Origin of the sequence: Caldisphaera lagunensis DSM 15908 (assembly GCF_000317795.1) — an archaeon.
Classification (GTDB): Archaea; Thermoproteota; Thermoprotei_A; order Sulfolobales; family Acidilobaceae; genus Caldisphaera; species Caldisphaera lagunensis.
The window spans coordinates 1380219-1400862 of the sequence record NC_019791.1 but is presented as its reverse complement, the minus strand read 5'-3'; the positions used below and the strand labels follow the sequence as shown (position 1 = coordinate 1400862).

Here is a 20644-nt window from a genome sequence, read left to right as displayed (position 1 = left end):
TTAAAAAATAATCTGCTTCATAACAAGGGAAGAGTGAAACATTTAATTTGTTTCCTCTTTACCAAATTTAAATCCTTCATAACCAATTAATGGAACAAATATTACACTGATATCATAACGCAATTCAATATTTCCAAATTCATCTTTTCTAATTATGGCTAGTTTTTGTTCCTCTAATGTTCCTAAAGGTAATATAGCAATACCATTATTTTTTAATTGCATATTAATAAATTTCGGCACAACCGGAGTTGCAGCAGTTATTATTATTCTGTCATAAGGCTTTTCTTCTTCATATCCTAGAGATCCATCTCCAACAATTAACTTTACATTTTTATGCAAACCTAATCTTTCAAGGTTTTTATAAGCCATTTCTGATAACTCTTTTATTCTTTCTATTGAAACAATTAAGCCCTTTTCTTTAACTAGGTATGATAGTATTGCAGTTTGATATCCTGACCCAGTTCCAATTTCTAAGATTTTATTTCCTTCATTAACTTCTAATAACTCTGTCATATATGCTACAATACTTGGGGCGCTAATTGTTTGCCCGTAACCTATAGGTAATGGTTTATCTTCGTATGCCTCACTTAAATATTGTGATAAAACAAAGTTAGCTCTGTCAACATTAATAAGAGCTTCTTCCACTTTCTTTGTTTTAATAAATCCTGAATTCTTTAAGTAATTTATCAATGACATTTTCTTATTAAAGCTTTCCATCTTTTCACCTTAAACTTATTAGCTATAAGTAGTTTTACTCATATTTATTAGAAATTTGCGCAAATAATATTTTTTTACCTCTAGGATTAGATTTATATTTAAACTTCTTAATTTCTATTAGCTCTTTTTAATTCCTTATGCAAACTACCGTGCTCTCAAAGATGGGATCTCTTGTAAAGAGGACGAAAATATTTCTGAAAGGCTTATTTAAAATTAATAAACAGAAACCTATAGTTAAAACCTTTTTAAAGTAAGTCCAACACTTTCTAACATCTTGTTAACCATGAAGTATGGTATTCTTGATAACATTGATTTTTGTTTTGATTCCGGCAATTCAACTATTGCATTTGATGCCTCATTTACTACATCATTCAATATATTCATTCCATTTTTTATTATTTCATCCCCCCTCTCACTAATAGGGTATCTATGCATTATGTATTTTTCAAATAAGACTTCTCCTGGATCAAGTTTTTCTTTTTTTCCTATAAGATATGAATAATAATCCCCAATATCATCGGCTAGTTGATAAGCTATACCTAATTTATCACCATAAAATTCTGCATTGTCTACCAAATTATTATTCTTTGCAGCTATCACACCTAATACAGCAGATAAGCTAAATAATGAAGCAGTTTTTAACTTAATAACATTCATATATTCGGAAGGATTTAATTTTAATGAGGCGTATGCATCTAAAATTTCGCCCCTTACCATTGCCTCCCATGACTTTATACTATATCTTATTGCATCAAATCCATATTTTTCTATCACTCTTTGTGCAACAGGAACTAAAAGCAAAGCAGTTAAGGCCGTTTTTCCAATACCATATATAATCCAGCCTGATAATTTACCCCTTCTATTAGTATCTTTATCAACTATATCATCTATTGCAAGACTTGCTGCATGAACCATTTCTATAGCAACTGCAGCATCTGAAGCATAATCTAAACTTGCGCCCAATGATTCTGCAAAAAGTACAGTTAAGAAACCTCTAAACATCTTACCTCCTATCGTAAGATATCTAGCAATACCATCTATTCCTAAGTTTTCCATTGATTTTGCTGCATCTTCTATTTTTGGTTCTAAATATTCTCTCACCTTTTCCCATTTTTCTAAAATTGAAGTGTCGATATCCTCATAGGATTGTTCTTTGTCCAATTTCAGCGCACCACTTTTTCCATTATTTGCATATATTAGTTAAAGTTTATTAATATGCATTCTACCCTCTACTTTAGTTTTAGAAATAGTAATTATTTAAATATTCTATACATTGGAAATTTATTTTAATTTTTTAATTTATTGGTAACAATTAATTCATTCTTAACAACTGAAAAATTAAATAAATTAAATTTTATCCTTTCTTGGATCACTCGCCCAAAGAATTCCTACTATAATAGGCTTTTTCTTAAATGATACTTTTTTGAAATATTTATTAACTGACTTTAAAATTTCCTTTGAATTATACATATAATAAATTGTTTTATGTAAGTCAGGATATAATAAAGCATCTCTACCACATCCCATAACGATCCCAAATACAACAGCTAAAATATTAAATTGGAAAAACGAAATTATTTTTTCCATAACAGTTTCAGGTTTATAGAGATCTAAAATTATTAGCTTCCCATTTTCTTTTAACACTCTAGAAAACTCGCGTAATGCTAAATCATAATTTCTTACATCTCTAAATGAAAACATTGCAATTACAGCGTCTATTGAAGAACTTTTTACTGGTATATTTTCGGCCATTCCATTTATCACGCTAATGTTTTTTATATTGTCTTTTGTTATTTTATTCATAGCAAAAGAGGGATCCATGGCTATCAAATGGCTGGGGTTCAAAATACCTTTAATATATTTTGTAGAGGTGCCTGGACCATTTCCTACATCTATTATAATGTTAGATCCTTTGGCCAATGCTGACGCAATTATTCTCAATCTCTTTAAAACGAAAAAACTCATTAATGTATTTACTTTTTCATAACATCCTTTTTCAGAATACGTCTCTATTTCAGACACTATATTTTTCCAAAATTTTTCCTCTAATCCTTGATTTCCATTAACTTTATTATCATTTTTTAGCATTTTCAACTCCAAGTTTTCAATTCAAAAAAACTATTATATACCTTTATATTTAAAAATTAAAAATTAATCATCTTTTGGATCAGAAGCCTTGACTGGAGCTATTTTACGCATTGATTCTTGCAAATCTAATCCTAGTAAATTCTTATTACCAGTTTCAAACCCTTTATAATACCAGAATAATGCTCCACCTACGCCTGCTAATGCTATAATGAACATCGATAATGCTCCTATTGTGAAGGATAATGGTATTAATATCAATAAACCTGCTATAATCCCTGCTGATACCCAAACTACGAATCTTACTAATGAAATAAGCATCCCTCTTCTATTTGTTGGGAACAATTCTGGTTCTAACAGTGCCCTTGTAGCCCAAGTTGTTTCTACTGGAATCATTAATAAAGTAAACATAGATAATATAGCTATTGAAGAATTTGTTATACTTGCAACACCCCATAGTAATACCCAAAATACTGCAAGCATAGAATAAGATATTACAGCAAAAACTTTTCTACTAACTTTTGATGTTATAAATAATCCTGTTATTATGCCAACTATTGTCATAGTAAAACCTCCAATCAATGGAACATATTCAGCAATATTACTGAAATAAGCATATGATGCTCCATATGTAATATAGACAAAGGCGACATCTTGAACAATCCCTATAAGTATTAGAGTAAGTAGTCTAAAGCCTAAACCAGCATTAGGATTTACAACCTCAGAGTTTTTATCTATAGCCTTCCATGCTTCTTCTACATTTTTCTTCGTTTTAATTGCTTTCCAAGGTAAGGTCTCAGTAGCTTTTAACCATGCTAAAATTAATCCTATTGTTGGAGCAATATACATAAGAATTAAAGCTAGTTCATAGTTATATGCAGAGGCCTTAGCGTTATTTATACCAAATATGAGCAATGGTACATAAGCTAATGCGACTCCCAAATTACCAAAGTTTGGGCCAAGAACAAGTAATTTACTTCTATGTTGTGAACTAACGCTTTCTGATATCATGGCTAATACAGGACTTTCTAACCCGATAGCTGCCATTCCAACGATTGCTATTGATATTAATAGAGTTATAGTTCTTGCAATACCTGTAACAACATTTAGCCATATAGGCAAATATAGTATCATTCCTAGCAACACTAGTCCTGATGCTAAAATGAATGCGAGCTTTCTACCCAAAATATCTGCCAAATAGCCTGATATAAATGCTCCTATACCTCCAAATATATAAGGCAAAGTAAATGCCAACCATGCTAAATTAGAAGGAACTACTTGAGTTAATGCTGATAATGGTCCGTAGCTCTCAGCTAAGCCAAAGACTATCATACCCAATGATAATGCTACAAAGGCTGCCCATGGAAATCCGGTATATACCTTTTCTCCCAAGATCTTCACCGAATAAATCATTAAATTCACTCCTTATAAATTGTTATAAAAGATCCACATAAAATTTTACTTGATTAAATAAAACAAATTTTATTTGGTCATAGATGAGATTTTATTTAAATCTAGTAAAAATTATAGAGGATATCAATATCAGGGCTGAAGATATAGCAGAGACGATCCCTAAACCATACGAAAGATTTAGAGAACCTATTAATGACGTGATTTCCGGTGCAAATCCTCCAATAAGTCTTCCAAACATAAAAACGAAGTTCGATGCTGTTGCTCTTAATTCTATAGGATAATTTTCACTCACCCATATTCCATCGTATGAAAATAATCCTGAAGATATGTAAAGTAATGCCAAAAACACGACTATTAATAAAGATGATATTCCAAAGAAAATTAGCAAAATTGCTGATAATAAACCTAATGATGAAAATATTAATGTATTCTTTGCTCTTCCTATTTTATCTGATAAAAAACCTGAGAACCAATAAGATAAGAAACCAACTATTGAAAGAACACCAATATAATTAGTCATATTTATTTTTTCCATAAAACTAGGAACAATGCTTAATAAAGGAACGCTTAATAGAAATGCACCAATAACTATTAATGACAAAAGTATCGTTTTGTATCTATATTCTATATTAAAGAGATTCCTTATACCAACGGGCTTTGTTTGGGTTCTTTTTAAAGTTTCTTTTATTATAATGGAAGATGGTAAGCCTATCGCAAGACTTATAATACCAACAATCAAAAACAAGGTTCTCCAATATGCAATAAACCTATATGTTAAAACGTCTAGTCCAAAACCAATATAATAAAGTCCTTGTACAAGACCTCCAAATGAGCCAGTATAAGATCCCAGAGTCTCAACAATTAATGCATAAGCAATTCCGTTTTCTGCATTAACTCCAAATCCTATAAAAAACCAACAAATAAATAATTCTATCAAAGAATTAGAAAAAGATGCCAAAATCAAAGAGATAGAAAAAATTAATATAGATATTATTGTAGTCATTTTTCTGCCAATCTTATCTGCGAATTTACCTAATATTACACCTCCAACTGCTCCACCAATAAAATCTAATGGAAATGTAAAACTTATGATATATAAGGGAACTTTAAAATAATTTGTTATTTGTAATAATACCATAGAAATTGAAAACACAGAAAATGCAGATAATGTAAAGGGAAGAAGTATGCCTATCATATTATTTATTTTATTCAAGTTATTCCCCTATTAACTTATTATTATAAAAGAATAAAAATTTTAGGACGATGAAATAAAATTATAGTTAATGCATTACCATTATATCTAAAAACTTATTTAAAAATCAATAACAAGAACTTATGAATAAATTATAAACTAAAACCAATTTATTAATTATTGCGATGAAGAGTGTGGTGGACACAGAAACTTAAAAGGTTAATGATGGCAAGGAGCCCTCTGAGCATTTTATTTAGTATTGTCTTGCATATCTCATAGTTGTTTGAGCTTTTTCTCCACATATTGGGCATTTTTTACCAGATATCTTTTGTGATGGCCATGGTGTGCCTAAGCTTTTTGCTCCTAGAGACTCCATTACTTTATTTGCACAAGATTCTTTTCCGCACCAAGGGATTTCTACTATTCCTTTTTTATCTAAATATTGCCTTGCCTCATTTAAATTATCTGTTTCATATATTTTTTGTTTTAAATCCTTCCACGCCCTTTCATATAAATTATTTTGAATGCTATTCATAATATGATTTATTTCATTGATTAATTCTTTTTCTCCTATAGTTATTTTAGATAAAGTATCTCTTCTAACAACTGTTAAATTATGCGTTCTCAATTCTCTTGATCCTATTTCAATTCTTACAGGTACACCTTTTGCTTCCCAATAATAATATTTTTCTCCAGGTGTCATTTCACTTCTATCATCTATTTTAGCTCTTACCTTTGATTCTAATAATTCATTTAAAATTTTCCTGCTATAATCAATTATAGATTTTGTTTCTGACTCATCACTTGATGGGATAGGAATCACAATTACTTGTGTTGGTGCTATATTTGGAGGCAAAACTAATCCATTATCATCACCATGTACACCAATAATAGTTGCAACAACCCTATCGCTAATTCCATAACTTGTTTGCCAAGGATGATCAAAAGATTCATCTTTTAATTGTATTTTATAATTAAATGCCTTTGAAAAGCTCTGCCCTAGATTATGAACTGTTCCTATTTGTAAAGTTCTTCCATCAGGCATCATTGTATCGAATGCTATGGTATATAATGCACCAGCAAATTTATCCCAATCGGGTCTCTTACTAATTATATAAGGTATTCCTAGTTCGTCAAAAAACTTTTTATAGATATCTATTGCCTCCTTTATTTGTTGTTCTGCGCTTTCAAAGGTATCATGAATCGTGTGAGCTTCTTTAAATGTAGTTACTTCCCTTAATCTTATTAATGGCCTTGTAGCTTTTGTTTCATATCTAAACATACTTACTATTTGATATAACTTTCTTGGTAATTGTCTATAGCTTTGATACCAAAGTGATTCATAATATGTTATAATAGTTTCACTAGTAGGTCTTAAAGCTAGTTTCTGATCTAATTCTTCTAATCCACCGTGAGTTACCCAAAAAACTTCTTCCTCGAAACCCCTAATGTGTTCGCTTTCTTTTTCTAACATCCACTTTGGTATTAGCAATGGAAACAGAATTTCTTCATGCCCTGTGGAATCTAAAAGATCCCTTATTAGATCGATTGTTTTTTTCCTTATTTGAAAACCATAAGGCAACCAAATTCCCATTCCTTTTATTGGATATCTTCCATAGTCATAAATTTCTGCTCTCTCCAATATCCAATCATACCATTGAGAAAAATCTCTTTCCTTTTTTTCCTTCTTTGGCTCGACCACTTCTAGACACCTAATGCTTCAATCACATTAAACTAAGAAAAATAGTAAAATATAAGTATTAAGTATTTATGAAAAATAGTTTTATGGCAATACGAACAATATTATTATAGCAACTAATAACCCATATATAGCTATTCCTTCTCCTAAAACTACGAATATAAATGATGTACCAAATAACTCTCTATTCTCTGCTATTGCGCTTATTGCAGCTGCGCCAGCCACACCTACACTATAACCTCCTCCTATACCAGCCAATCCTATTGCTAAGCCTGCACCAATAGCTTTACCTAATTCTGCATAGGCTGATGCCTGGGTTATAGAAGAAGAGGTAGTTGCTGCATGAGTTATTGCAATTCCCGTTATAAATGCCGCCATTATTGAAATTAATGCAACTACAATCATAATATACCTATATTTAGGTCTCTTTAATGATTCCCTGATAATCAAGTTAATACCTTCTATGATCCTCTTATCCATATAATCTCACCATTAGTTAAAACTACGTATTAATTTTTAAGCTTTTAGATCCTTTATAGGAAAAATTTCATTGCGTTACTATTTCTAGTAGTAATAAATCTAATAATATATAAGATAACAATAAAGATCTGTTTATTAATAAAATCAAAATTATGAAAAAATTATTTCATACAAACCCTTCAAAGCTTGCTAGTCAATCTAGTTTGAATATAATAAAAAGTCATTATAAAAATTCTTAGTTTTTATTCTAGTCAAAAAGGCACCATTATTGTAATACCAATTAACATATTATATATAATATTATTTTTGCAAATTTATAAAAGGTTTATTTGTAGTATTACTGTTGGTGAAAGAATGCAGATACCACTAGACAAAATTTGCGTGAAAAGTGGGATATTATGCCCTAACTGTCAGGCAAAAATCGATAAAGGCTTATATGAAAAATGGGAAGTTGATGTAATGAAGGTTTTAGTAGAACTTGAAGATAAGATTAAGGGATTAAGGGATGTAAATTATAAAAAATCTATTGTATTTGATAGAAAATTATATATAATATTAGAAAATTTAGGATCTCATAGGCATGAGTTGGAAAAGTATCTTAGAGAAAAGCTTCGTAATTTCAATTTTGATAGAATAGTTTTGATAGAATATGCAAGCAATCCAAAAGAGCTTGTTTATAAATTGCTTGCTAATGTTGAGATAAAATCAACCAATATATATTATAGTCCTGATGGAATTGTATATTATGTAGCTAAAATACCTTCATATGAGAAGCCTAAAGTTGATGAAATTGGAGATTCTGTAAAGAGGATTTTTAAAATCTTAACAAGAAATGATATATATTTTGAATTCGTAGACTATCCAAAATACAAGAAAATAAATGAGGAAGAAAAAATAGAACAACATATAGATGCAAATCAATTAGACAAGCTCTTAAAGCAAATATAATTTTTCTTTTTATTTAATTAAATTTAATATTTTAATAAATAAAATGACTATAATGCCTTAATATAATTATTAAAATTAAGATATCTAAAACCAATTATCAAGTCTTGCCTGTTTTGACTTCACAGATTCCTTAAATGATTTTTTCAATCTTTCCAACGCTTTTTTAACTCTATCATCATTAAAATCATGTTCCCTGACAAGCATGTCTATTATTTTTTCTTCATTTGGATCTCTCCATTCTATTTTATAATTAGGATTGGAAGGTGGATTTAAGAAATATTCATATATTTTCATAATATCAATATCTTCATCATTAACTTTTAAAGAGCTCAAAGCCTTTATTGGATCTCTATGTTCTTTTACGTATTTTAAAGCAGTTTTAGGTCCATAGCCTTTAAACCCGTCAGGATTGAAATCTGTTCCTAAAAGAATTCCTATTACAATTAATTGTTCTCTTGTTATTTCCAAAGCTTTTAACATATCATTTAAGTTAATTAATTCAGGCTTTATTTCTATATATTCTTCCTTATTAGGCAATTTTCTTTTTCCTGTTATTGCTAAATTTCTCAATAATTTTGGAGAACCAAAGAGAAGACTATCATAATCCTGGCTTCCTGTTGCATAAACGTCACCTTTCTTAGCCATATAAGCTGCTTGCGCTTCTCCATCGGCCGGTGCTTGAACCCATGGTATTCCCATATATGTTAGCAATTGTTTTGCATCTTCAACCATCTTATTTGAAAGAGATGTTGATGCTTGTGCGTATTTTTTTGCCTCCTCAATTTTTCCTTCTTGTTTTGCCTTTTGATATTTTTCTGCATATTGTTGCCTTCTATTAATTCTATCTTCAATTTCTTTTTTCTTCATTTCAGGTGGCTTCCCATCAAAAACATATATAGGTTTAACTCCTTCTTCTATCAAATTAATAGTCCTATAAAATAAACCACTTATATGACTTGTTATATTACCTTTAGAATCAATTAATGGAGTTCCATCTGGCTGCCTTATTGCAGCAAGAAATTGATACAACATATTATAACCATCTAAAGCCACTGTGTATCCTTTTAATGCCTTCAAATCTATTTCTTGTTTTGCCTTTTCTGGTATAAGATCTTTTAAGTTAACTCCCAAAATTTTCACCAATTAATAAAAATATTATTTAAAACGTTTTAATTTTTCGTTTAACTCTCATTATCAACTTGAACAAATTCTTCATGCCTTTCTGTTTTATTTAACTTAATTAATCTTTCTTCCTTTGTACTAGAACTAACAACAATCAAACCCATGATTTCCATTTTTATTAATAATTTTACCAAATCAGAAGGGGAAATGTCATAGCCTTGCCTAGATAGGCTAGATATAATTTCTTTTTCGGAAATTGGTACTTCCCCGTCTTTTGTAAGCTTTTTAATTTCGTCATAAACCAAATTCAAATAAGGGGTTTCAACCCATACACTCATGTTTGTTCACCTTAATAAGTTATTGATGTAGACATAGTTTTTCCTACATTCATTTGCCTTGCGCTTTCAAGCCACTTCATGTAATAATCTATCATATATTGTGTAACACTTGGTTTTACTTTTGACAATGCAACATCGAAGTGTTTATTTTTAACAATTCCATTTTGCAAATCTTCTCTTAATGCCTGCATTGCAGCTTCCCTAACTAAAGCTGCTAAATCTGCTCCAGTATATCCATTAGTCCTCTTAGCTATTTCAATTAAATCGACATCGTCAGCCAAGGGGACATTTCTTGTATGTATTTGCAATATCTCAACTCTACCTTTTTCATCAGGAGGTGGAACATAAACGAGTTTCTCTAATCTTCCAGGCCTAATTAATGCTGGATCTACCATTTCTGGCCTATTTGTTGCTGCTATAACTACCACGTTTTGAAGATCAGTTATACCATCTATTTCTGTTAATAACTGACTTACTATTCTTTCACCAACTCTTGTCCCTTCATCAATTCCCCTTAATGCAGCGATTGCATCTATTTCATCGAAAAATACCACAACTGGGGCATATTGTCTTGCTTTCTTAAATATTTCTCTAATGGCCCTTTCGCTTTCTCCAACCCATTTGCTCAAAACTTCTGGACCTCTAATTGTTATAAAATTAGCCCCACTTTCTGTTGCAACTGCTTTTGCTAATAGTGTCTTACCTGTTCCAGGAGGACCAAATAATAAAACTCCTTTGGGTGGCTGAACTCCAATCCTCTTAAATGAGTTAGGATATTTTAATGGCCATTCAACGACTTCTCTCAATTCTTGTTTAAGACTTTCTAATCCTCCTATATCTTCCCAATGCACTTCAGGTATTTCTACTTGAATTTCTCTTAATCCACTTGGCGTTATTTCTTTGTATGCTGCTATAAAATCATCCATTGTTACTACCATTTTCTCTAAAACCTCTACTGGTATCTTTTCTTGCTCTATATCAATTTCTGGTAAGTATCTTCTCAATGCATGCATCGCTGCCTCTTTTACTAAAGCTGCTAAATCTGCTCCAGTATATCCTTTTGTAATCTCAGCTAATCTCTCTGTATCAACGTCACCATCTAAAGGCATATGCCTTGTATGTATTTGCAATATTTCTAATCTACCTTGCTTATCAGGTAATGGAACTTCAATTTCTCTATCAAATCTACCAGGTCTTCTTAATGCAGGATCTACAGCATTAATTCTATTAGTTGCGCCAATTACTATTACTTGACCTCTATTTTCAAGACCGTCCATTAATGCCAATAATTGTGCAACAACCCTTCTTTCTACTTCTCCTACAACTTCATCCCTTTTTGGAGCTATTGCATCTATTTCATCAATAAATATTATTGCAGGAGCATTTTTCTTTGCTTCATCAAAAATTTCTCTTAACCTTTGCTCGCTTTCTCCATAAAACTTACTCATGATTTCTGGTCCATTAATTGCAACAAAATATGCATCACTTTCTGTTGCAACTGCTTTTGCTAATAGTGTCTTACCTGTTCCAGGAGGACCAAATAATAAAACTCCTTTGGGTGGCTCTATTCCGAGCCTTGCAAAAAGCTCTGGATGTCTTAAAGGTAATTCAACGAGTTCTCTTATCCTTGAAATTATATCTCTTAAACCACCTATATCTTCGTATGTTACCTTTGGAACATTAATTTGGGCCATTGGCTTTTCTAATACATCTACTGAAGTCTTTTCACCTATTATAACAGGTCCTCTTGGCCTTGTATCAATAACTGTCAATTGAACAGCCTGGCCTATAACTGGAACAACTATTACATCACCTTCAACAATAGGAGTGCCAACTAGTTTCTTTTTAACATATTTTTTAAACCCTTCATCAACTGATATTGAGTGAACCGTTGGTGCGAGTTTTACTTTTATGGCCTGTTTCGGCAAAACCTTTCTAACTATAACTTTATCGCCAATATTTATATCAGCATTTTTCCTTAATATACCATCCATTCTAATTATGTCTAAACCTTGATCTTCTGGTAATGCTGGCCATACTACAGCAACTGTTTTCTTCTTGCCTTCTATTTCTACAATATCTCCGGGCTCTACATTAAGTTGTTTCATTATATCTACATCTATTCTTACTCTTCTTTTCCCTGTATCCCTAGGCCTTGCTTCAGAAACTCTCAATACGATTTCCTTTGAATTATTTGATTGGTTCTCCTCAGACATAATTTTCACACCTATGTTTTATCTCCAGAGAAAAATTATAGAGGAGAGCCTTTAAATTAGCATTTTATAAAGTATTTCTATAAATAATTATTTTAAATTATCATAAATAATTTTATTTCTTAATAAAAACTAATAATTTTAATAAAAATATTATTTTAGAGAATATTAATGATTAATAATATTATTATATACTATTATTAATTATAAATATAGTAATATAGGGTAAGATTTATTTAACTTACGAATATGTTTATCTATGCATAGGGGAGAGATGCTTGTCTGAAGATAAAGGAAGTAAAATAGATCAAAATAAAATCAATGAACTCTACCATATTAATTGGGATTCTACATCGGATCCAAATTATGTTAAAAAAGAGCTAGTTAACGCATTTAGAGCTAAAGCAAAAAGGGTTATAATCCATGTATACAATTCCCCTGATTATTCTTATATGGAAAAGCTAAGAAATTTTTTAGGAGAATTCCTATCTCAAACTATCATAATAGTAAGAGAAAATAAAGATAACAGTATGAGGTGATATAATGACATATGATGTAATTTTGACAACGGATAGAACCATGATGAGTGACCATCATAAACATGAATTTTTAGGTTTTATGACAACAGGTCCTTCTATAGGCTTACCAGAAAGTATTTGGAAATGGATAGCAGCTCCAAAACCTAAAGTTGATAAGTTAGGTAGACCTGCTGTTGCACCATATGGTATAAGAAAAATAGAAGCTGCTTTAGTAGATGCCGGAATAAATGCTTCGGTTATTGACCCAGATTATATAGATAAACACCTAGATACAGTCAAAGTTATAATGATTGGGCATCATGACTATTTCGCATATGGCCCACCAAGTAGCGAATGGTGGAGCATAACTGGAAAAGAACCTATCAATAGAGTATCTTTTAGAAATTTTATGGAAAGTCCTGCAATGAGAAAAGCTAAAGAAAAGGGAGTAAAAATAATTGTAGGAGGACCTGCAGCTTGGCAATGGTTATGGTCTCTCGATGAATGGAAAAAATGGGGAGTTGATACTGTTGTAGATGGAGAAGCAGAAAAAGTTTCTGTAGAACTAGTTAAAAAAGCTTTAAATAATGAGGAACTTCCAGATTATGTATTTATAGGTCCTCCAGATGTGCCATCTTTAAATGAAATACCTAAAATTAAACATGCAAGCGTGAATGGCTTAGTTGAAATAATGAGAGGTTGTCCTAGAGGATGTAAATTCTGTAGCGTTACTTTGAGAGCGTGGAGATCGATACCTCCTGAAAGAGTTATAGAAGAAGTAAAGCTAAATCTCAATGAGGGAGTTGATCAAATATTATTGCATAGCGAAGATAACTTATTATATTATGCGGATGGAATTAGACCAAGACCAGAAAAATTATTAAAACTACATACAATGGTTAGAGAAATATCTGATTTACCAATAGCATGGTCTCACGTAAGCCTAGCAGCAGTTAAATATGCAGAAGATACATATAAATTGATATCGAAGCTAACTGATATTATGTATAGCGGTAATCAAGATTTTCTAGGTGTTGAAATTGGCTTAGAAACAGGAAGCGTTAAACTTGCAAAGAAAATAATGCCAGCTAAATCTGCACCCTATAGCGCTGATAAATGGCCAGATGTAGTTGAATCAGCATTTTCAATCCTTATGGATCACAATATAATTCCTGCAGTTACATTAATTGTTGGTTTGCCTGAAGAAGAGCCAGATGATGTCATGGCTACAACAGAGCTTATAGAAAGACTGAGACCATATAGGAGTTTAATAGTACCAATGTTCTTTGTTCCTATGGGAGTACTAAAAGAAAAAGACTGGTTCAAAAAGAATTTCTTGAAAAGAGAGCATATAGATTTATTAAAAGCAACCCTAGATCATAGTACTTATTGGGCAAAGGATATAGTTAGCAGATTTTATATAAAAGGATTTAAATACGGTCCTGTCAGATTTTTGCTAAATTACATTGTTGATTACATAAGAAAAAGAGCTATGCTAGCTGCTGAAATGGTAGAAAAAAGTTGGGAAGAAAACAAATTCAAAAACGATGTGCAACAAATTCCCGTTAAAGCTAAGATATGATTTTTTATCTTAAACCTTAACCTTTTATTTTAAAATTATTTATCCATACATGGGATTAAGTTTGAATAAAAGAGATGTGTTAAAAATATTATCAGTCATAGTATTAATGCTACTTGTATTTACAATAATCTTAGAAAATCCAATAAAGATTTTATTGATAATATATGAAGGGAACATATTACTATTATTTACATTTTTATTACTAATGCTTTCTGAAGTTATTAAATCCTTTAGGCTTTATTATACATGCAGGTTTGCAAAAAATTGTAAACTAAGGTTATTTGATTCTATAAAAATTCAATTAAGCAGTTTTTTCTATGGTACAATTACACCTGGAAATATTGGTGGTGTACCAAGTATGGCTAGTTTATTGAATAAATATAACCAAACTCCTCTTGGTGAGGCATTTGGAATTTCATCATCTCAAGCCTTCTTTGATGGAATTATACCATCCTTGGCTTCATTTTTATTTTCTTTGTTTTATTTGCCAGAATCATTAGGAATTACACTATTTTCATTATTTACAATTATATTTTGGAGCTTAGTCTTTAATATTAATATTAAAAGTTTCTCTATAAAGATTCTTGATAAAATTTCTATTAGAAATTTAAAAGAAAGAATAATTAAAGAAATTGATACCTTCCAGGAATCTTTAAATTTTGTAAAGAATAAAAAGCTTTTATTTGGCTCCTTAATCATTTCTATAATATCTTATCTTATCCAAACCTTTTCAATAATGATTTTATTAAATAAAAATATTTCAATATTTAAATTATTTATTGCTTTAATGTTCAATTATGCAATGGCAATATTCCCTACGCCTGCTGGTGAAGGAGGAGCAGAATATGGTCTAGCTGTATTATTGCCAATTAACATAGTAGTAATGTGGAGATTATCGTATATACTTTCTGGACTTGTTTCCGGTTTGTCTCTTATTTAACAAATAATATTAAAAATAAAACTTTCATATCTATATAATATTTTTAACTTTAATAACTTTAAATGAGCAGAGGTGAAAAAAGATTTCAATAGAGGAAAAAAGAGTAGTAATAACCCCGCCGACACATCCAATGTTTGTATCATTTTATTTACTGGCTGGTATAATTATAGCATTGATAGCATTCAGATTTCCTGTTTATATTGCCCAATCATCGTATTTGAGTTATGCATTTCCATTAGGAATATTATCTGCAGTATTGATAGTATTAAGTCCTGCTTTAAGCTTCGTTAACTTAATTGTAAAAAGAATTAGAACTGGTATCTTAGAAAATATTGTTGAAGTTCAATATGTAGACTTCTTTGGTATTCCAATACCAGTTCCTAAAATGACTTTCAAAGAAGCTACCATGTCAATAGCTATTAATATAGGTGGAGCCGTTGTTCCATTAGCAGTCTCCATTACCTTGTTTGCACTAATGGCATATTCCCCTTATTCTCATATATTTTATACTGCCACCATAGTATCTCTTATTATTAACACAGCTGTAACATACTTTCTAGCAAAACCAATTAGAGGAGTAGGAATAGCAGTTCCAGCCTTCATACCACCTATAATATCAGCAATACCTGCAATCTTAATAGCAGGCATTAGTCCTGCTGCAGCATCAGCAGCATATATAAGTGGTTCTATTGGAAGCTTATTAGGTGCAGATATATTGCATTTAGCTAAAGAGCCAGAAAAAATATTTGCACCTTTAGTTAGCATTGGTGGTGCTGGAATTTTCGATGGGGTATTCATAACAGGTCTAATAGCATTTATTATAGCATTTTAATTAAATGATTAGAAATTTATATTAATTTCAAAAATAGAATACTTGGGACTATATTCTAGAACCCTTCTTGGTTGATTTATTTCATATTTTTTATCACAACTTTCCTTTAATTTGTCCTTTATATCATTTAATTTTAAATTTTTATTTTCTAAAATAGTATAAAGGTGAATATTAGCCTTTTCGTTTGCTAAATTGCATGCCACATTTAAAAAATTAATAGAACCTGTAGGATGATTCATTATAATTCTATCAAATTTATTTTTAATAATATCTTGCAAAAATAACGCATTCGCCCTCATAAAAACTGCATCACCTTTAAAAATTTTTTTATTAATCATATAGTTTAAAGATGCAAGAGAAATCGCGTAGGGATTTAAATCAACTCCCAAAACGTTTACCTTATTCCTTTTAATTATGTTTAATGTAAAGCCCCCTACTCCACTAAACATGTCTAATACTGTCTCGTTTTCTTTTACTAAGCTTGCAATTCTATTATGTTCTCCACCCAATTTCGGATTAAAGTATGTTTTTTCTATATCAACATAAAATATGAGACCATTTTCCTTATGTCTCGTTATAGTTCTCTTTTCTCCATAAAGTAATATTAATTTAGGAACTCTATATTCACCTTCTGTATCAATTTTAGCATATACACTTTTTATTTTAGGATTTATTTTAACTATTTCCTTAGCAGCCCTTTCTAGTAATTCTATATCTTTTTTATAATTTATTATTGCAATATCACCAATAATGGTATAGCTAGATATACCTTTTATTATTCTGTTTAATTTTTTTGTTTTGAACTTATATTCTTCAAATGTATCATTGCAAAAATCTATGTCTGCTACTCCTTTAATAATGGCTAATGACTTCTCTACATCAATAACAGGTATTAACAATTTATTATCCTGAATTTTAGGCTTTAGCTCGTTGTTCAGGATTTTTGCTTCTTTCAATATTTTAATAACGTCCTCTCCATATTGTTTGCTAATTTTTATACAAGGGCTGTTCAAGCTATTATAACCCCTTTCTTTTGAAACCCAATTTTTATAGCTAAAACAAAAATTAAAACAATACGTAATTTTCATTATTTTTGTTTCTATTTAGTTAATCTTTGCTTTTAGCATGTATTTACTCTCATTATAAGATTTTTAAATTTTTTAAATATTAAAATCTTAAAATTCCATAGGGCAACCTTTTAAGGCTTAATAAATCCATTACATTTATGCAGGCCAGGATAGCGGCTCACGGGCCTTAATAGGCCTGAGGAAACACCGCCCTCCCAGTGGCAGCTAGGCCTCAGGCTGAGGTGATACCTCAGGCAACGGCACAGAAACGACACGGCCTCCATTGTATGATTATGATACAGAAAGATCTATCCAGCAATGGATAGATAGTAATCTGTTGAAGACAATGGAGGATGCGTTGAAACGGCCGACCCTAGCGGAGCAAGGGTGAGGGCGATGAGGAGCCACGCGAGCTCTCTAATTTCCGCAGAGTCGAATGCCGCAATACAGAAGGCGGGTTATTATCCTGGCCTGCATCATTGCTAATAAATAAAAATTTATCGAAACTAAAAAGATTACTATTTCCTTAACTCTTTTATTCCTTTATATTTGATTTTTACTATTTTGATCCCTAGTTTTAAAGCCAATTTTTGTATAGAGTAATCATCCGTAACTAGGTAGACTTCTTTACAAAATTCTTTTAATTGTATAGATAATGCTAATACATCTATATCTGTATTGCTCAATTTTTTATATACATTATTCTTTGTTGCCTCATCTTTTACTTTATTAATAAATGTCTTTTCTGGTTCGATGATGATAAGTTTATTTGCACTTGAAACCATATTAACGCTATTCTTTGATTGTTCATCCTTTACTTCATTTATAACAGAAGGTGTTGTAATACATCTATCTAAACTGCTTAATATAAACCCTGAAAAAATAGCTCCTGCATCTAAGACTAGACACTTTTCACCAATAGGATAATAATCTTGAGAAAAGCCTTTCATAATAATTTTCCCACCATCTAAACCTTGCAATCTTTACTGGCTTATCACATAATTCAATTCTAAGAGATGATCTCGATTTACTATAAACTTTCTCTTGACCATCAATGTTTAAATAATATTCTCCGCTATCCTCTTTTACATTAATATCTAAAATTCCATTAATAGGAAATACTACCGGCCTTATATGTAATTGGACTGGATTAAGAGGTGTTAATATAATTAAATTTAACCTTGGATCTACTATTGGTCCCCCTGCACTTAAACTATAAGCTGTTGAACCAACAGTAGTTGATATCACTATACCATCTCCATCAACACCATAAACCCTATCTTTATTATAAAATATCTCTAGTTTAACTAAAGAACCATCTGCAGTAAAAATTACTATATCGTTCATAGCACAGCTTTTGCGCTCTCCATTAAAAATTGATTGTAATCTTGGATACTCTATTAATGTATATTTATTATTAATAAAATCATACACCCTATTTTCAATTTCATATTCTTCAACATCAAGTAAAAAACCCCTTTTGCCTGCTCTAATGGCCATAATTATTGAGTTACCTGTTTTTTCCCTCATTACTGTTCTAAGTAAAGTTCCATCTCCTCCTATAACTATAATTTTTTCAGGAGGATTATTATCAATATTAAATTCTCCAACATCTTTTATAATATTATTATAATTTTCTTTACTTTCTTTTTCAACTAATACTTCTTTTTTATTTTTTTTAAGAATATTTATAACCCTTAAAGCTATGTCTATAGCATTATTACTATTAGGCTTAACTACAATGCCATACTTTTCTTGTTGCAATTTGGAGCACCATCACATAATACAGTAATTGCCAATCTTTAAAATCTCTATTACAAAAACTTCCTTAGCTAAAGAGTAAAGGTATCATTTGTTCTGACTTCCTCCCCGCCCTAAAGGGCGAGGCTTTCTGCCCACAGTTTATGGTAAATAATAGCAATTCTTCACATAATGTTAATAAGACTATAAAATGAATAAAATTTTAAATTTGCCATTAAAACAACTCATTGTATTACATGTACTTTACTTTTAATTCTTCAATAACTTCCCCCCTTAGATCAAAGTATGTTGCTTTATTTATTCTTACTAAAGCCATCTTTCCAATCAATTCATCTCCTCCTTTAATAGCTACTGGAAAATAATTGTTAAGCCTACCTACAACATAATTTTCTCTGAAACCATGAGTTGTTATTAATACCTCATATGTTTTTCCAATATAATTTTTATAGATTTCTTCTTCTATCTCTTTTATTACTTTATTTAACATAAGACTCCTCTTCTTTTTTATTACTTCTGGAACTTGTTCCATAGATGCTGCCTTCGTTCTAGGCCTAATGCTATATTGTGCTAAATATACTCTTTCAAACCTTAATTCTTTAACCAGTTTTACTGTGTTCTGAAAAGCTTCCTCATTCTCCCCTGGATGACCTACTATTATATCCGTTGCAAACAAGGAATTAGGATATTTTGACTTTATTTTATTATGCAAATATTTATATTCCTCTATTGAATAGTTTCTATTCATAATTTTAAGCATATTATTATCTCCTGATTGAACGGGAATATGGAAAAACTTAAAGATTCTTTCATCTTTATATAATTCTAATAAGTTATCAATAATTTCAATAGACTTATCTGGTGTCATCATACCAATTCTTATTCTATATTCACCCTTTATTTTATCTAATATAATATTAATTAATTCATCTAATCTAAACTTTGGGTTAAAGTCAAGTCCATAGGCAGCTATATCTTGGCCAGTTAGCCTAATCTCCTTTACTCCTTTCTCAACAAGCTTTTTAATTGTATCCAATATTACTCTTGGCTTATAAGACTTCAAAGTCTGCCTTGCTAATTTTGTTATACAAAAGCTACAATTATCAACACATCCTTCTTCTATCATTATTGTCGCAACACTATCTTCAATTGGTGGGGTCGGCATGAAATCTGTATCTCTATTTCCTTCTATTAGTACGACTTTATTTTCAGATTTTACAACATCCAATATTTTCGTAGAATTTTGAGGTGATACTAAACTTGCATTTGGTACAACTCTGCTAATAAAAGATGGTCTTGCTTTAGCTAAGCATCCAGATACTATTAATCTTGCATTTCCATAATAATTCTTTATTTCGTTTAATCTTTTCATTATCTTAGCTTCAGTATCTAATCTAACTGCACATGTATTAACTATAATGATATCAGCATCGTTTGGATATTCTGTTTTTACATAGCCATTTTGGGATAATATGGAATCCATAGTAGAACTGTCAAATTCTGATAAAGCGCAGCCAAAGGTCTCTATGTAATATTTTTTCAATATTTCACCCTCTATATATAACTTACTAGCCTTCAATCAATCCTCCATTTTTCCATGTTACTACGCCTTCAATCACTTCAATTATTTACCAAGCTAATGCTCTAAATTGATTTGTTCAGCTATTAGCTGAACTACAGTCTTCTTAAAATTTTTGTTTATATTGTTATTTATATCCGTTGCTCTATATATGAGAAAAT

General features: G+C 30.6%; 19 protein-coding genes and 1 other RNA gene. 6 read left to right on the top strand and 14 right to left on the bottom strand.

Features of this window, described 5'->3' with window-relative positions; translation table 11 throughout:
- Positions 1 to 42 precede the first annotated feature (42 nt).
- The 7 genes from pcm to CALAG_RS06910 all read right to left on the bottom strand — a co-directional run bounded on the left by pcm (position 43) and on the right by CALAG_RS06910 (position 7586).
- The gene (pcm, locus tag CALAG_RS06940; protein ID WP_015233024.1) at positions 43 to 717 is read right to left on the bottom strand and encodes a protein-L-isoaspartate O-methyltransferase; all 675 of its coding nucleotides are present in this window, start codon (positions 715 to 717) and stop codon (positions 43 to 45) included.
- Positions 718 to 951: 234 nt separating this feature from the next.
- Positions 952 to 1878: a polyprenyl synthetase family protein gene (locus tag CALAG_RS06935; protein WP_015233023.1), complete on the bottom strand. Its 927-nt coding sequence runs from the start codon at positions 1876 to 1878 to the stop codon at positions 952 to 954.
- Positions 1879 to 2064: 186 nt separating this feature from the next.
- A complete protein-coding gene (locus CALAG_RS06930; protein ID WP_015233022.1) occupies positions 2065 to 2805 on the bottom strand; it encodes a methyltransferase domain-containing protein in 741 nt (246 codons plus the stop codon).
- A gap of 63 nt (positions 2806 to 2868) precedes the next feature.
- The gene (locus CALAG_RS06925; RefSeq protein ID WP_425393264.1) at positions 2869 to 4203 is read right to left on the bottom strand and encodes an MFS transporter; all 1335 of its coding nucleotides are present in this window, start codon (positions 4201 to 4203) and stop codon (positions 2869 to 2871) included.
- Between the two features lie 103 nt (positions 4204 to 4306).
- Positions 4307 to 5428: an MFS transporter gene (locus CALAG_RS06920; protein ID WP_015233020.1), complete on the bottom strand. Its 1122-nt coding sequence runs from the start codon at positions 5426 to 5428 to the stop codon at positions 4307 to 4309.
- A gap of 232 nt (positions 5429 to 5660) precedes the next feature.
- Entirely contained in the window at positions 5661 to 7109 is a 1449-nt protein-coding gene (proS, locus tag CALAG_RS06915) for a proline--tRNA ligase (RefSeq protein ID WP_015233019.1), read from the bottom strand.
- 81 nt (positions 7110 to 7190) lie between these two features.
- A complete protein-coding gene (locus tag CALAG_RS06910) occupies positions 7191 to 7586 on the bottom strand; it encodes an ATP synthase subunit c family protein (protein ID WP_015233018.1) in 396 nt (131 codons plus the stop codon).
- Between the two features lie 354 nt (positions 7587 to 7940).
- Between CALAG_RS06910 and CALAG_RS06905 the strand changes: the two genes are divergently transcribed.
- Complete coding sequence (locus CALAG_RS06905; protein WP_015233017.1) at positions 7941 to 8534, top strand: hypothetical protein; 594 nt, start codon at positions 7941 to 7943, stop codon at positions 8532 to 8534.
- An 84-nt stretch (positions 8535 to 8618) separates the two neighbouring features.
- On the opposite strand, the gene fen is transcribed toward CALAG_RS06905, so the two are convergent.
- Genes fen through CALAG_RS06890 form a run of 3 tightly spaced genes read right to left on the bottom strand, consistent with a single transcriptional unit; the run spans position 8619 to position 12219 of the window.
- Positions 8619 to 9665 carry a flap endonuclease-1 gene (gene fen, locus CALAG_RS06900; protein WP_048816828.1) on the bottom strand — a complete coding sequence of 349 codons (1047 nt, stop codon included), beginning with the start codon at positions 9663 to 9665 and terminating at the stop codon, positions 8619 to 8621.
- Positions 9666 to 9715: 50 nt separating this feature from the next.
- Positions 9716 to 9994 (bottom strand): hypothetical protein, encoded by a 279-nt coding sequence (locus CALAG_RS06895; protein ID WP_015233015.1) that lies wholly within the window; start codon positions 9992 to 9994, stop codon positions 9716 to 9718.
- 11 nt (positions 9995 to 10005) lie between these two features.
- Complete coding sequence (locus CALAG_RS06890) at positions 10006 to 12219, bottom strand: CDC48 family AAA ATPase (protein WP_425393258.1); 2214 nt, start codon at positions 12217 to 12219, stop codon at positions 10006 to 10008.
- Positions 12220 to 12485: 266 nt separating this feature from the next.
- Between CALAG_RS06890 and CALAG_RS06885 the strand changes: the two genes are divergently transcribed.
- From CALAG_RS06885 to CALAG_RS06870, 4 genes are all read left to right on the top strand, one after another.
- Positions 12486 to 12746 (top strand): hypothetical protein, encoded by a 261-nt coding sequence (locus tag CALAG_RS06885; RefSeq protein ID WP_015233013.1) that lies wholly within the window; start codon positions 12486 to 12488, stop codon positions 12744 to 12746.
- Positions 12747 to 12750: 4 nt separating this feature from the next.
- Complete coding sequence (locus tag CALAG_RS06880) at positions 12751 to 14307, top strand: B12-binding domain-containing radical SAM protein (protein WP_015233012.1); 1557 nt, start codon at positions 12751 to 12753, stop codon at positions 14305 to 14307.
- A gap of 61 nt (positions 14308 to 14368) precedes the next feature.
- Entirely contained in the window at positions 14369 to 15247 is an 879-nt protein-coding gene (locus CALAG_RS06875; RefSeq protein ID WP_015233011.1) for a flippase-like domain-containing protein, read from the top strand.
- Between the two features lie 130 nt (positions 15248 to 15377).
- Positions 15378 to 16079: a DUF1614 domain-containing protein gene (locus CALAG_RS06870; RefSeq protein WP_015233010.1), complete on the top strand. Its 702-nt coding sequence runs from the start codon at positions 15378 to 15380 to the stop codon at positions 16077 to 16079.
- Positions 16080 to 16087: 8 nt separating this feature from the next.
- On the opposite strand, the gene CALAG_RS06865 is transcribed toward CALAG_RS06870, so the two are convergent.
- On the bottom strand, positions 16088 to 17092 hold the full coding sequence (locus CALAG_RS06865) for a class I SAM-dependent methyltransferase (protein ID WP_048816827.1): 1005 nt from the start codon (positions 17090 to 17092) through the stop codon (positions 16088 to 16090).
- Between the two features lie 216 nt (positions 17093 to 17308).
- On the opposite strand from CALAG_RS06865, the gene rnpB reads away from it, so the two are divergent.
- An RNA gene (rnpB, locus tag CALAG_RS07745) (RNase P RNA component) lies at positions 17309 to 17619 on the top strand.
- 45 nt (positions 17620 to 17664) lie between these two features.
- Here the strand turns inward: rnpB and CALAG_RS06860 are convergent.
- From CALAG_RS06860 to CALAG_RS06850, 3 genes are all read right to left on the bottom strand, one after another.
- Positions 17665 to 18096: an NOB1 family endonuclease gene (locus tag CALAG_RS06860; RefSeq protein WP_015233008.1), complete on the bottom strand. Its 432-nt coding sequence runs from the start codon at positions 18094 to 18096 to the stop codon at positions 17665 to 17667.
- A complete protein-coding gene (locus tag CALAG_RS06855) occupies positions 18059 to 18910 on the bottom strand; it encodes an NAD(+)/NADH kinase (RefSeq protein WP_015233007.1) in 852 nt (283 codons plus the stop codon). The genes CALAG_RS06860 and CALAG_RS06855 overlap by 38 nt, the downstream gene beginning before the upstream one ends.
- A gap of 229 nt (positions 18911 to 19139) precedes the next feature.
- Positions 19140 to 20447, bottom strand: a complete 1308-nt coding sequence (locus CALAG_RS06850) for a tRNA (N(6)-L-threonylcarbamoyladenosine(37)-C(2))-methylthiotransferase (RefSeq protein ID WP_245529236.1) — start codon at positions 20445 to 20447, stop codon at positions 19140 to 19142.
- Positions 20448 to 20644 lie beyond the last annotated feature (197 nt).

Bases quoted from the DNA above. Each gene is read 5' to 3' on its own strand.
- CALAG_RS06910 (WP_015233018.1), bottom strand. From the start codon at position 7,586: ATGGATAAGAGGATCATAGAAGGTATTAACTTGATTATCAGGGAATCA.
- CALAG_RS06895 (WP_015233015.1), bottom strand. From the start codon at position 9,994: ATGAGTGTATGGGTTGAAACCCCTTATTTGAATTTGGTTTATGACGAA.
- pcm (WP_015233024.1), bottom strand. From the start codon at position 717: ATGGAAAGCTTTAATAAGAAAATGTCATTGATAAATTACTTAAAGAAT.
- CALAG_RS06930 (WP_015233022.1), bottom strand. From the start codon at position 2,805: ATGCTAAAAAATGATAATAAAGTTAATGGAAATCAAGGATTAGAGGAA.
- CALAG_RS06880 (WP_015233012.1), top strand. From the start codon at position 12,751: ATGACATATGATGTAATTTTGACAACGGATAGAACCATGATGAGTGAC.
- CALAG_RS06870 (WP_015233010.1), top strand. From the start codon at position 15,378: ATGTTTGTATCATTTTATTTACTGGCTGGTATAATTATAGCATTGATA.
- CALAG_RS06905 (WP_015233017.1), top strand. From the start codon at position 7,941: ATGCAGATACCACTAGACAAAATTTGCGTGAAAAGTGGGATATTATGC.
- CALAG_RS06860 (WP_015233008.1), bottom strand. From the start codon at position 18,096: ATGAAAGGCTTTTCTCAAGATTATTATCCTATTGGTGAAAAGTGTCTA.